The sequence below is a fragment of the Streptacidiphilus rugosus AM-16 genome (genome assembly GCF_000744655.1).
Taxonomy (GTDB): domain Bacteria; phylum Actinomycetota; class Actinomycetes; order Streptomycetales; family Streptomycetaceae; genus Streptacidiphilus; species Streptacidiphilus rugosus.
Genome location: NZ_JQMJ01000001.1, coordinates 25,340 through 38,337 on the forward strand (window position 1 = coordinate 25,340; position 12,998 = coordinate 38,337).

Below are 12,998 nucleotides of genomic sequence, written 5' to 3' on the forward strand. Positions count from 1 at the left end.
CGCTGGTTAACCGGCCGGTCCGGGGTATCCAGGAACGTCACCAGTGCAGGTCAAGGCCGTGTTCCGCAGTTGGCTCCCGCTCCGGCGGCGGGCACTGGTTACCTGCTGCCGGAGCCGGGCTGGTTACTGGTTACCTTGCCGTCGTTACGTTTTCGTGATGCCTGGCGGGTGGATCTGGTTACCGGAGCGGTGACCTCGCGGGGGTTTGGTCGGGACAAAGAACCCGACCGCATCCCGGAGGCAGACCTCGATGTCCCGCTCCCCCGCTCACCTTGATGACGAACTCGCCGAAGGCGTCGTCGCTGCTGTCGATCCCGGCCGGGCCTGGCGCCAGCGACGGCTACGCCGCGTCACTGTGTGGGCTGCGCTCGCGGCCGGGCCGCTGGCCCTGGTCGCGTCCTGCGCCTCCACCCGCCTCCCGGCTCGCGCACCCGCGCACACCGTCGCCGCCGCAGCCGCCGCCGCAGCCGCAGCCGCAGCCGCAGCCGCGCCGACCCTGGCGCAGGACCCGTCGGGCTTTGCGCAGCTGTTCGTCTCGCTGTGGCTGCGCACCGACGGCAGCGCCGACGACGCGCACCTGGCCGCGTTGCGCGCACTCGCCCCGAACATCGACCTGCGCACCACGCCGGAGTCCCCCGACAGTGGCACGACGTCGGTTGCGCAGTGCGCGTCGGTCCGCAGCACCCGGGTGCGCGACGGCTACTGGTCGGTGACGGTCGGCTGTGAGACCGACGGCCGGCTGAGCGCGCTGCGGTACTTCACCGTCCCCATCCAGATGACTCCCACCGGCGGTGGGATCGGGTCGCTGGCGGTCGTCGCGCAGCCCGCCGCCATCGCGGCCCCGACAGCGGCCGACGTCCCGCAGGCGCTGTACCCGGACAGCGCTGCCGCGGGCACACCGCTCGCCTCCGCGGTGGGCGCCTTCGCCACCGCCTATCTGACCGGCCAGGGCGACCTCTCTGCACTGCTGTCCCCCGGCACCCGCATCCCGGCACCCGCCGCAGCGCTGTACTCGCAGGTGCAGGTGGGTCAGGTCAGTGTCGGGCAGCCGGGGATGGACGGCCAGGTGCCCGCGGACGGCACCGGCTGCGGGGTCTGGGTCCAGGTGACGGCGACCGACCAGAGCGGCAGCAGTTGGCCGCTGGGCTACGCGCTGCGGATGCGCGCCCGGGCCGGGCGTTGGGAGGTCGCCGCTCTCGAGTCCGGCCCCGCCTTGTCCGCCCAGTCCGCTGCGACCTCGACCACGACGCCGTCGGTGGCCCCATCAGCGACAGCACCCTGACCACGCCTCTCGCCCTCTTGCTCCTCCCCCCTCTCCTGCTTCTCTCTCCGCGGAGTTCTTTGTGATCGAGCACCTCTACATGGCCGGCGCCCTGCAGAATCTGGGCACCAACGTGATCGGCATGTTCGCCGACTGGGCCAAGCCCGCCCTGGAGGCGGTCGTCGGCGTGGTCGTCGTCGTCAAGATCGTCCAAAGGTTCAGCATCAAGGCCGGGATCGGCGTCGCACTCGCCGCCATCGTGTGCCTGGGCCTCTACAACGACCGCGACCAGCTCGGCACCGCAGTCACCAACGAGCTCCAGTCCGACACCCACGGCATGAGCCGGCTCCACTCCCCGATCCAGACCCTCCCCACCACGGCTGAGGCGCGGCGGTGACCACCGCTGTGGAGGCACCGGTCGCGCGCTCCTACACGAGGGCGCGCCGGCATCCATGGGTGCTGGGCAAGCTCGGCGAGATCCGGCTGTGGCTCGGCCCCTACTCGCGGCCACAGCTCGTCGTCGGCGGCGTCGGCCTGCTCGTGCTCGGCAAGACCATCTCCTGGTGGTGGCCGGTCTTCGGGCCGCTGCCGATCGTCGTGCTCGGGGTCGCGGTGTGGGCGGCGCGGTGCGCGCGGATCGGCGGCCGCGTCCCGGAGGCCGCGGTGTGGGGGTGGGCACTGGTCCTCACCCAGCCGCGCGCCGGCCGGATCGGCGGCCGCCCGGCCAAGCAGCCGCCCAGCACCCGGCTCGACGGCGGCTTCTACCTCACCGAGACCGGCACTGGAACCGGCCCGGCCGGTGAGGGCGTAGCGGCTGGGACGACCACGGCAAGGCGGTACGCGGCCGCGCCCAGCACCCGTGCTGCCCGCCGCTCCTCCGCCCCACCTCCACGTCCCCCGCAGCGTCCCCCGCGGACGCCGCGCCCGGGCCGCACCATCGGGCCGATGACCGCAGCCGTGGGCAGGAGCCGCACCGCGCCCGCCGATGTCGCCGCGCCGTCCCGTCCCCGTTCTTCGCTGGATCTGCTGCTGGAGCAGGCTGGCGCCCGCACCTCGAATAAGAAGGCGTGACCTTGATGCGTGTTCCGATCCGTCACATCGTCGACAACCTGGTGTGGTCGACCACCGGCACCGTGTGGGCGTTCTTCCGTGTGACCCCGGTGTCGAACCGCTACTCCCCGGCCCGGGTACGCGCGGAGCTCGTGTCGCGGCTGACGTCGATGGTCCGTCAGCTCGAGGGCGCGCCGCGCTGGTACGGGCTGGCCGCGCAGATCGACGCGGGCGAGGTCGGCACGCGCATGATCGAGGGCATCGACCTGCAGCGGCATCCCGCCTGGGAGGAGACCGCCGATGCCTGCTTCGACCTCGTCGCGGACCAGGAGATGTTCCGGCGCACGCACTGGCTCGCGGTGCCGCTCAAGGCCCCCACCCGGCAGGCCGCGTGGGCCGGTCAGCTCGCGGCGACGTGGACGGAGGTCGCCGACCTGCTCGGTATGGCCCCGGTGCAGGTGACCGAAGGCGAAGTGGACGTCTACCGGCAGCAGGCCCGCCACCTGGCCGCGGCGCTCGCGTCCGGACCGTCGCTTCGTCCGGCGCGCCCGGCGGAGATCGTGTGGATGTGCCGGCATGCGATCTGCCGAGGCCTGGATGCGCCGCTGCTCCTGGAGGCCGAGGAGGCACCGACCGGCGGGGGCCGGATCGTGGGCGGCACTTTGCGCTCCCCCTCCTATCTGGAGCTGGGGCAGGTGCGGCTCACGGAAGGCGGCCGCCCGTCGTCCGCCGGCGAGACAGGGTCCAAGGGGCCAGGGCGCGGGGCGCGGGGGCTGCACCGCACGGACGGGACATCACTGATCGCGCGGCGGTGGCTTCAGGTGGAGAGCGAAGCCGGGACCTCCTACCAGGCCCAGCTCGTGGTGGGTGAGCAGCCGGCGGTGGCGGCCGCGTCGGCGGCGGATGTGCTGGCGCAGTTGGAGGTCTGTCCGTTCCCGGTGGACTACGTCATCGACCTCGCCGTCGTGCCGGCGGAGAAGGCAAAGTTGTCGGTGCGGCGCAAGAAGCGGGAGCTGGTGGACCAGGCCGACCAGTACGGCGCGGAGACCTCCGGCCTTCCGGACACGATCTACAACGCGGCCGGGGACCTGGGCGAGGAGAGCAGCCGCCTGGAGCAGACCACCAGCGAGGTCGAGGTCCAGTCGGTGACCGCGCTCACCGTGTGGGCGACCACCCCGGCGGAGGCCGAGCAACGCGCCCGAACGCTCGCGGGGGCGTTCACCGCGCTGAACTACCAGATCGTGCGCCCGGTCGGCAGCCAGGAGATCCTCTTCTCCCTCTCGCTGCCCGGCACGGTGTCCTCGCCCAGGTTGCGGGAGTTCCGCCAGCACGAACTGTCCGGGGACTGGGCGCTGCGCGGGGCCGCGACCAGCGTCGACCTCGGTGATGAGCACGGCGCGCTGGCCGGGTTCAACCTCGACAGCGGCACCGCCCTCCCTGTGCTCATCGACCTCGCCGGAGCCCCGGGACGTAACCGCTCCGCCTCGATGGGTGTGGTGGGGGAGCTCGGGTCGGGCAAGAGCATCGTGCAGAAGACCCTGGCAATCGCCGTGGTCGACCGCGGCGGGCAGGCCATCGTCATCGACCGCACCCCCCTGCGCGAGTGGGCCGCCTTCGCCCAGGCCGCCACCTCGGGCCGGGCGCAGATCGTGGACGCAGCCACCGCCACCGTCAGCATCGACCCGCTGCGGCTGTTCCCTCCCGCGGACGGCGCGCGGTGGGCGATGAGCTACCTCACCCTGCAGCTCGGCGTCGGCGCCATGTCGGCGGCCGGGGCGCTACTGAGTCACGCCGTCCACCACGTCGCCGCCACCGCCGCACCGAGCATGCGCGCGGTGCTGGACCACCTCACCACGCTGGGAGAGGAGGATCAGGCGAGCCGGCGGGCGCAGGAGGCCGCACAGCTGGCGGACATGCTGCGGATCGTCGCCGAGGACCGGTTCGGGCAGATGGTCTTCGACCCGGCCCTCGCCGCCCTGCGGTGGGAGAACCTGGACGGCGACATGGTGGTGTTCACCACCGCCGGCCTGCTGCTCCCCTCCAAGGAGGCGCTGGCCGATCCGAAGCTGCTGGCGCAGCAGCCGCTCGAGGCGCTGATCGGCCGCGCGGTCCTCTATCTGGTCGCGGCGGTCGCCCGGGAGGTCGCGTTCAAGACTCCCTCCCGGTTCGGGTGGATCGACATGGACGAGTGCTACTGGCTCACCTCCTCCACCGAGGGCGCGCACCTGGTCCACGAGATCGTCCACGACGGCCGCAAGCACAACGCCGGCGTCGGCCTCGGCTCCCACGACCCGAACGAGCTCGGCGACCAGACCACCCGCGGCCTGCTCGGCTACAAGCTCGTGATGCGGCACACCGACCCGGCACTGATCCGCCGTTCCCTTCAGTTCCTCGGCCTGGACCCCGCCGATCTCCAGCTGCTCGACACCGTCGCGGGCTTCTCGCCCAGCGGCGCAACCGACCGGCAGGGCGAGTGTCTGCTGCGCGACAACGCCGGCCGCCTCGGCAGGGTCCGGATCGAGATCCCCCCGGTCCCTCGCATCGAGGAACAGATCGGGACCACGCCCTCGGACAGCGGCAGCGGCAGCGGCAGCGGCAGCGGGATGCTGCTCAAGAGCGTCGGGGCGTCAGCATGACGAAGTGTCTGCAGCACTGGCGCCCGAGTTGGTACGCCGTTCGACGGGCGGGCTTCCTCACCGGCACGGTCTTCGCGTTCCTGCTCACCGGCGCGCAGGTCGCCGCCGCGGCCACCACAACTGATGGCGGGGGCGGGGGCATGCTCGCGCCGTTCAACGTGCCCTCCTCGGAGGGTGTGCCGCTGGACCACTACGCGTTGGTGTCCGATCCGGGCGGAGTGGGCGACTTCGAGCAGATGGCGCAGTCCTATCTGATGGCGATGCTGTTCTCCCTGGTGCGGATCATCGTCGGCCTGGAGTGCTGGCTGATCCACTGGGCCTACAGCTTCCCCGTCACCAAGGCCCTGGCCGGCAAGTCGCAGGAGCTCGCCGACGGCTACCGCACCTGGGTCGTGGACCAGCTCGGCCTGCCCGGCATGCTGCTGGCCTGGGCGGTGGTGGTCTGCTCGGTGATGCTGCTGCGCGGCCGCACCGGCCGCGCCCTGGGCGAACTCGCCCTCACCCTCACCATCGTCGGTGTCGCCTCCGCCGGGCTGCTGCGCCCCGACGTCGTCCTCGGCTCCGGAGGCCTGCTCGACCAGGCCCGCCAGGCCTCCCTCGAGGTCGCCTCCGTCACCACCAACCACGGCGCACCACCGCCCGCGAACGTCGATCCCGCCTCGATCTCCGGCCCGCTCCAGCAGACACTTACCTCCACCTTCGTCGTGCAGCCCTACCAGCTCCTGCAGTTCGGCCGCCCCATCCCCCAAGGCGACAAGGCGTTCGACACTTACCTGGCCTCCGTCACCGCCAACGGCAGCGCCACCTTGCCTGGAGGGAACTGCGACAGCCTCACCGGCGCCACCAAACTCCTGTGCCAACAGGGTGCACCCGCCACGCCGGACTGCAGCGGCCTGTACCTCCTGGCGAAGCAGTTCTGCGAACAGGGCGCGCCGAGCAACTCGCCCGGTGACCGAGCCACAGCCCTCGCCGACCGCTTCAAGACCCTCGACCCATCCATCTCCGCCTACGTCGCCCCGCCGTCGTGGGACCGGGTGTTCGGCGCGATGCTGCTGCTGTTCGCCGCCCTGGTCGTGCTCGTCATGGTCGTGGCGATGGTGCTGGCCCTGTTCGCCGCGCAAGCCGCCGACGCGTTGTTGGCCGCACTCGACTACCCGGCGCTGGTGTGGGCGATCCTGCCGGGTCCCAGTCGCGGGGTGCTGTGGCGGTGGATCGGCTCGTTCGTGACCTCGATCCTGGTGCTGTTCGCCGCCTCGGTGTTCCTTCCCGTCTTCGGCCTCACCTGCACGGCGCTGCTGACCGGATCGGGTCAGGATCTGATCACCCGGTTGTTCTTCATCGACCTGGTCGCTGTGGTCGCGCTCGGCTTCCACCGCCGCATCATGGCCGGCGCCTCCACCGCCGGCTCCCGGCTGGCGAACCGGATGCGCTGGGCACGGATCGGCGGCTCAGGCTCCGGCGACGACGCCACCCGCACCGGCCAGGTCATCGCCGGCGCCCTCGCGGGCGGGGGCGCGCTGGGTGGCGGGGCGGGCGGGTACGGCATGTTCGCCGCCGGGAACCCGGTCCAGGCCCACCTCGCACGCCGCGCCCGACTCCTGTCCGGCGCCCGGGCGCTGGCGGACATCCCCGGCTCCCCCCTCGGCGCCGGGCGGCTGCTCGGGGACATCGGCCGCGAAGCCGCCCACGGCCTCGCCCCACTCACCCTCACCGCGCGCGGGATCCACCACGCCTGGAAGGGCCGCGCGCTGACCCCGGCAGAGTTCGACGCCCGCCGCATCAAACCGGGCCTGGGCGGACAGCTCCCGGTCGGATCACGGCTCCACAACCGGCTCATCCAGACCCGCGGCGGCCGAGTCATCCTCGGATCCAGCCGCCTGGCCTGGGGCGCCACCTTCGGCGCACCCGCCACCTGGACCCGCACCCGCCGCAAGATCGCCACTGTCCGCCGTGATGTCCGCGGCCAGGCCACCCACTACCGGCTCGAGGCCGCCAACTACTGGCACACCGAATGGAAGCCCGGCTTCGACGACATCACCACCCCGGTCCGCCTCGGCGGGAAAGCCGCCGCCCAGGCCGGCCTGAGGATGCACGTCGCCGCCGACGTCTACGGCCGGGCCGCTGGGACAGCGACCCGCACCGGCGCCGTGAACACCGCCACCGCAGCTGTCCTGCACTACGGCCCCTCCCAGCCCGCAACCTCTGGCGGTGCTCGCCCGGCGGCGGCCGCCCCGCTGCGCTTCACCCCACCCGCCGAAGGGTCGTCACCGCCGGGGAAGGTCTTCGCTGACGGGGCGGACGACTGGGGTGGCGCCGACTACCAGGCCGCGCGCCGCGTCTATGAGGAGTTCCAGCAGCAGTTGCGCCGGCGCGGAATCGCAGGCGACGGCGGGCCGGGCAGCTGGCAGAACGGTGGGCAGCCGTGAAGAAGCTGATCCTGCTCGGCTTCATCACCGCCGTGTGCGTCATGGCGACCATGGTCCTCCCACTCGGCATGGCCGCGACCACCTCGGCCAGCGCGTCCGACGGGTCGGCGGCCGCAGTCGCGGGCCTGCCCCCGGTCCTCGGCCAGGCCTACACACTCGCCGCCACAAAGGTCCGTAGCCTGGTGCCCGGTTGTCAGGGCATGCGGTGGGAGATCCTGGCCGGGATCGCGGAAGTCGAGACGACCCAGGCCGCCGGGCACCAGATCGCCGCCGACGGGCAGATCACCCCGCCGATCTACGGCCCCCTCCTGGACGGCTCCGGCGCGGGCGGCAACACCACACCGGTCATCAACACCAATGCAGCCGAGGTCACCCTGGACGGCGGCAGCCACTACGCCCGCGCCCTCGGACTGTTCCAGTTCATGCCCGCCACCTGGCTCGCCGACGGCATCAACGCCCGCAACACCCGCACCCCCGCGGACCCGGACAACGCCTTCGACGCCGCCCTCACCGCCGCGGTCTACCTGTGCGGGAACGGCCACGACCTCACACAGCCCGCCCAGCTGACCGCCGCGCTGCTCTCCTACAACCACTCCGACGCCTACGTACAGCAGGTGGAGGCGGCGATCGCGCAGTACGACGCCCTGGCCGCCCTCCCCACCACGGTGCCGGCCAGCGGCCGGGCAGCCATCGTGCTGCGAGCCGCGGCCGCGCAGTTCGGCGTCCCCTACTCCTGGGGCGGCGGCAACGCGTACGGTCCCACCCGCGGCCAATGCTGCTCCCCCGGCGGCCAGGACGGCAGCCGCATCACCGGCTTCGACTGCTCCGGCCTGACCCTCTACGCCTACGCCCAGGTCGGCATCACGCTGCCGCGCACGGCCGCCGAGCAGGCCGGCGTCGGCCACCGCATCCCCGCCTCCGCCGGGCTCGCCGCCCTCCGTCCCGGCGACCTGATCTTCTACGGCTACATCCCCGGCGAGGACGCCTCCATCTACCACGTGGCCATATACGCGGGCGGTGGCATGCAGGTCGCCGCGCCAAGGCCAGGCGAAGGCGTCCTCGAACAACCAGTCGACATCAAATCGTCCACATTCGCCGGAGGGACCCGGATCTTGTGAAGACATCTCAGATTCTCGGGCTCAGCGCAGCGCTGGCCTCCGTCGGTCTCATGCTGCTGAGCGTGGGGCCGGGCACCACACCACACGCCCGGAACACCGCCGCTACCGCTCCAGTCCCGAGGAAGTCCGCACCGGGCTCGGCCGGCACCCCGTCTCCGGCCTCCCCCACTTCCACCGCTGGGGCCACAGCCACCGGCACCCCTGCCATCGCGGTCACCGGCACGGCAGTCCTTCCCAGCAACGCGCTCGCACCGGACGACGGCCCGGCCGGCGATCACCTGATCCAAGCGATGCTCGACGCCCACAGCCCCCACAACCTGCCCAAGACGCTGGAGCAGCGCCTGGACCAACTCGGGCGCGCCGTCTGGCTCGCCGACCTCACCGGTGAAGGTCGCGCCCAGTGGCCCCGCTACTTCGCCGCCCCTGGAGCGTCCGGCTTCAGCGACATCCGCATCCAGGCCGCCGCAGCCCGCGGCACCGGGCCCGGGCGGGTATCGGTGACGTTGCTCTGGGCAGGGACCTCCCCCGCGGGGGATCCCGAAGTCGGACTGCCCGCGACCGTCCAGCTGGCACAGCAGGACGACGGCGGCTGGGAGCCGGTCCGATGACGGCGCCCGAGCTGACCTGTCGGATCCTCACCGCACTGCTCCGACGCCAGGCGGCCGGCACCGACCAACTGCTCGCCTTGCTGCGCGAGGAGAACCCGACGAACCAGGGGCTCCTGGACGGGCGACTGAGAGCTCTTCACGAGCAGCAACTCGTAGCCCGGATCGATGGCGTGTGGCTGCTGACAGACGACGGCCTGGCCGTCGCCCGCAGCAACCCTGTCGCCGGTCTCGCCATCGAGACACCCCTCACCGCACCGGCCGCCGCGGGCAACGGCGGCCGGGCCGATGCTGTGACCTCGCTGGCCTTGTCGTTCCTGCAGGCCCATCGTGCCGCTTTCGGTGACGCCCCCTTCGAGTGGGAGCCCCGGCCGCGCTTGCGCTCAAGGGACAGTGCGGGAGGTTGCCGCGAGGTCCGGCCGACCGCCGCAATGAAGACCTTGATCCACCGACGACATGTCCTTGAACCCGTGCACGCTCTCGTCGATCTGTGGGCGGACCAGCATGAACCCGAAGCCGCAGTCGCCCGGCTGCGCCTCTACGCCGAGCTGACTGCGAGCGAAGGCGATCACCCGGCGAAGGGGCCGTGGCGGCGATGGTTCGGCAGAGCGCCTCTCCTTCTCATCGCCCTCCCCAGCGATTCCGCAATCGGCGCCGTTGGACACGCCTTCCGGGAGGCAGCCAGAGCCGACCTCCGCGTACAGGGTCTCTTCGACAACATGTCCATCGGCGTCGTCAGCGTTGATGCCGTCACGCAGGCGGGAGCTGACGCTGCGGTCTGGTGGTCCCCAGTCGACGGAAGAGAACAGGTGTGGCAAGAGCTGCGCTGCGGTAAGGAACGCGCACAGCGGGCGTCATGTGCCACGAGCGTTTGTCACCCAACAAGGTGATTTCGGACAGCCGCAGGAACCGCCCACCGAGGCAAGCTGCTGAACACCAGCAGCTGACAGCCCTGCGCGACTCCGAGCCGATTGACCAATGCACGACAATCAGTCACGCAAAAGCAGTACGATCCGTTCAAGATCACTCTACGCTGAGCAAAGGGGGCCTCCCACCGTGCAGCAGAATCAACTGCCGTTCGCACCCGTACGAGCCCGACGCCGACACCTGGTCGCGTCCGCTGCAGCAGCGGCTTGCCTTCTCCTCAGCGCCTGCGGGAGCTCGGCCAAGCACGTCGCGACGTCGACCGACACCGCCCTCCCGACCCCCAGTGCCTCCCCCTCGCCCAACCCCACGGACACAGCGAAGGCAGCCCTCCTCACCGCGTACCAAGGCTTCTGGAACACGGCGATCCAGGCGTGGAGCCAGGGCAGCCTCGATGGCATCCCCATCAACAGGTACGCCGTTGAGAACGCGGACTACCTGATCCGGTCAGGCTTGCAGTACTACGTGTCGCAAGGGTTGGTCATGCGCGGCCGCCCAATCCTGTCGCCCACAGTGTCAGTGCTGAACATGACGGCGAAGCCGTACACCGCCACCATCACAGACTGCATCGACACCACGAACTTCTACCCCGTGGACAAGAGCACCGGGAAGCCCGTAGCGCTGACGAGCCCGGAGCACAGGCATCCGGGCACCTACAAGGCCCGATTCGACGTTCAGTGGTGGATTATCAGCGGGTCAATCGACAGGAGCCGCACGTGCTGAACGTGCGCCCCACCGTCGTCGCTGCCTCAGTCTTAGCCATCGTAGGTTGGGCTGTCCCGCTGCAGGCTTCTGCCGACTCTGGTGGCGGTGGCGGCGTGACCTGTCCGGTGGGACTAGGCGACTGCACCGTTGCCGCTTCAGGTCCGTCGTCGCAGCCGACAGAACCCGCCATCGGAGGAAGCGGTGGCTCCGGAGGCTCAGGCGGTGGCGGGTGCTCCTTCCATGGCCATAGCTTCCCCTGCTACGACCCCGTGTTCGGCTGGTTCGACGGCGAGGACGGCTGCTACTACCAGCTCATGAGCCCCCAGCCGCCTGCAGGAACCGCCTACTGGGCCGGTCACCAACCGGGCGACGGCGCCATCTACTCCGAGAACTGCCCTCTGATCGCAGGCAGTGGCCTTCCTGGGGGTGCCGGCCGGTGGTTCCAGAATCCTCCGCCCGGCTACGGAGGCGGCGTCGACGTTCAAGCCTTGGCGCAGCAGGCCGTCTCGAAAATGGCACTCGTGGGTCCTGCCGTCGGGATAGCTCCGCCACCTGGGACGAAGGGCGTGGTGGGGCTCCCGGTGTGGCTGTGGGACAACGTCTCACCGACCACCTGGGGGCCGAACACCGCGGCCGCATCTGCCGGCGGTGTGACGGTGACCGCGACCGGGTCGGCGACGCAGATCGTCTGGACCATGGGCGACGGGGCCACGGTCACGTGCGACAACCCCGGTGTGGCCTATCAAGCTTCCTTCGGCGCGCAGGTTCCGGTGTGCGGTCACATCTACACGGCGACCTCCGACAAAGAGCCGGGCGGGAAGTACACGATCACCGCAACGAGCACCTGGGTCGTGGACTGGACCGCGACCACCGGGCAGACCGGGCAGATCACCGTGACGCGGCAGTCCAACTCGGCCGTTGAGATCGGCGAGCTGCGCACCGTGAACAACTAGACGACGAGCGGGGATCGAGGACAGACGATGGTGACGAAACCGCGCACCGCGCCTGATGCTGGTGTGCTGCCGGTGCCCGGCCTTCCGGACGCGCCGCGGCGTGCACGGCGGCCGGTGCTGATGGCGGCCGGTCTGGCGCTGGCCGCAGTCGGAGGTCTTGGCGCGTACGCGATGGTGAGTCAGGCCGGGGACCGGATGCCTGTGCTGGCGTTGGCGCACGCGGTGCCGAGGGGGCAGGTGATCGGCCGCTCGGATCTGGCGGTGGCGCAGGTAGCCCCGGACCCGGCGCTGGCTCCGATCGCGGTCTCCGATGACGGGCTGGTGCTGGGCAAGCAGGCCGCGATGGATCTGCCGGCGGGCTCGCTGATCACACTGGCGTCAGTGACAAGCAAGGCCCCATCCAGTGCGGGAAAGACCGTGGTGGGGGTGCTGGCGAAGCCGGGCCAAGTGCCCGCCGGGCTGCTGCAACCCGGCGACAGCGTCACGGTCGTAGAGACCCCAGCGGCCGGGGCGACGAAGGTCAGCCCGGTCCCGGAGACGGTCACCGCGGTGGTCGTCTCCGTCGTGGGTCCGGACGCCAACGGCTCCCTGGTGGTGAACCTGGCCACCGATGCGGGCAGTGCTCCACAGCTGGCGGAATGGGCCGCGCTGGGGCAGGTCGCGATCACCGTGCAGGGGCACTGATGACGGTCGTCGCGTTGGTGTCGGGAAAGTCCGGTGCGGTCACGGTCAGCGCCCTGGCCCTGGCGTTGGCGGCGCCGAGGAGGTCGGTGCTGGCGGAGCTGGACCCGTCGGGTGGAACGGTCCGGCCGGGGTTCCAGCAAGGATATGGGTCCACGGCCGCGATCGGGTTGCACCGGCTGGCGACCGCGGAACGGTCGGGGACGTTGGGGCACGACTTCGTCCGGCATCTGGTGCCGCTCCACGGCGGCGACATGTCCCGCCGGCTGCTGCCGGGGCTGACCGACCCGTCCCAGGCGTCGGCGATGGCCGGGGTCTGGGACCAGTTGGTCCGCGCCTGGCCGGTGCTGGAGGGCGACGCCGCGGACATCGTGGTCGACGCCGGCCGGGCGGTGGTGGACTCCGGCGGGCTGAGCGCGGCTCGCTCTCCGGCGGCGGTGCTGCGGCGGGCGGACGTGGTGCTGCTGGTGGTGCGTCAGACCCTGGCGCACGTGGTCGCCTCCGCGCCGGTGGCCGCCCTGTTGGCCAGGGATCTGCAGCAGCACGGGACCGGTGCGGACGCGCTTGGTCTGTTGCTGGTGGGTGAGGAAAAAGCCCCGCCCGCCAGCGAGTGAGATCAGCCAGCATCTGCGGCTGCCG

General features: G+C 71.3%; 12 protein-coding genes. All 12 read left to right on the plus strand.

All coding sequences use genetic code 11. From position 1 onward, the window contains the following. Nucleotides 1-250 precede the first annotated feature (250 nt). The 12 genes from BS83_RS00135 to BS83_RS00190 all read left to right on the plus strand — a co-directional run bounded on the left by BS83_RS00135 (nucleotide 251) and on the right by BS83_RS00190 (nucleotide 12,973). Nucleotides 251-1,282 carry a conjugal transfer protein gene (locus tag BS83_RS00135; protein ID WP_157596638.1) on the plus strand — a complete coding sequence of 344 codons (1,032 nt, stop codon included), beginning with the start codon at nucleotides 251-253 and terminating at the stop codon, nucleotides 1,280-1,282. Between the two features lie 61 nt (nucleotides 1,283-1,343). After that, entirely contained in the window at nucleotides 1,344-1,658 is a 315-nt protein-coding gene (locus tag BS83_RS00140; RefSeq protein WP_051942228.1) for a hypothetical protein, read from the plus strand. Next, nucleotides 1,655-2,332 (plus strand): hypothetical protein, encoded by a 678-nt coding sequence (locus BS83_RS41080; protein WP_051942230.1) that lies wholly within the window; start codon nucleotides 1,655-1,657, stop codon nucleotides 2,330-2,332. The genes BS83_RS00140 and BS83_RS41080 overlap by 4 nt, the downstream gene beginning before the upstream one ends. A 5-nt stretch (nucleotides 2,333-2,337) precedes the next feature. Beyond that, nucleotides 2,338-4,947: an ATP-binding protein gene (locus BS83_RS00150; protein ID WP_037600130.1), complete on the plus strand. Its 2,610-nt coding sequence runs from the start codon at nucleotides 2,338-2,340 to the stop codon at nucleotides 4,945-4,947. Further along, complete coding sequence (locus tag BS83_RS46910; protein WP_037599523.1) at nucleotides 4,944-7,373, plus strand: hypothetical protein; 2,430 nt, start codon at nucleotides 4,944-4,946, stop codon at nucleotides 7,371-7,373. The genes BS83_RS00150 and BS83_RS46910 overlap by 4 nt, the downstream gene beginning before the upstream one ends. Further along, the gene (locus BS83_RS48155; RefSeq protein ID WP_269664819.1) at nucleotides 7,370-8,491 is read left to right on the plus strand and encodes a C40 family peptidase; all 1,122 of its coding nucleotides are present in this window, start codon (nucleotides 7,370-7,372) and stop codon (nucleotides 8,489-8,491) included. The genes BS83_RS46910 and BS83_RS48155 overlap by 4 nt, the downstream gene beginning before the upstream one ends. Then, on the plus strand, nucleotides 8,488-9,099 hold the full coding sequence (locus BS83_RS46090) for a hypothetical protein (RefSeq protein ID WP_051942232.1): 612 nt from the start codon (nucleotides 8,488-8,490) through the stop codon (nucleotides 9,097-9,099). The genes BS83_RS48155 and BS83_RS46090 overlap by 4 nt, the downstream gene beginning before the upstream one ends. Beyond that, the gene (locus tag BS83_RS00170) at nucleotides 9,096-9,986 is read left to right on the plus strand and encodes a hypothetical protein (protein WP_037599527.1); all 891 of its coding nucleotides are present in this window, start codon (nucleotides 9,096-9,098) and stop codon (nucleotides 9,984-9,986) included. Before BS83_RS46090 ends, BS83_RS00170 begins: the two co-directional genes overlap by 4 nt. A gap of 166 nt (nucleotides 9,987-10,152) precedes the next feature. After that, nucleotides 10,153-10,743: a hypothetical protein gene (locus tag BS83_RS00175; protein ID WP_037599529.1), complete on the plus strand. Its 591-nt coding sequence runs from the start codon at nucleotides 10,153-10,155 to the stop codon at nucleotides 10,741-10,743. Between the two features lie 251 nt (nucleotides 10,744-10,994). Then, nucleotides 10,995-11,678: an ATP/GTP-binding protein gene (locus BS83_RS44700; RefSeq protein WP_157596640.1), complete on the plus strand. Its 684-nt coding sequence runs from the start codon at nucleotides 10,995-10,997 to the stop codon at nucleotides 11,676-11,678. A gap of 63 nt (nucleotides 11,679-11,741) precedes the next feature. Beyond that, the gene (locus BS83_RS00185) at nucleotides 11,742-12,362 is read left to right on the plus strand and encodes an SAF domain-containing protein (protein ID WP_198035064.1); all 621 of its coding nucleotides are present in this window, start codon (nucleotides 11,742-11,744) and stop codon (nucleotides 12,360-12,362) included. Next, nucleotides 12,362-12,973, plus strand: coding sequence for a hypothetical protein (locus tag BS83_RS00190; protein WP_051942234.1), 612 nt, complete (start codon nucleotides 12,362-12,364; stop codon nucleotides 12,971-12,973). Before BS83_RS00185 ends, BS83_RS00190 begins: the two co-directional genes overlap by 1 nt. Nucleotides 12,974-12,998: the final 25 nt, after the last annotated feature.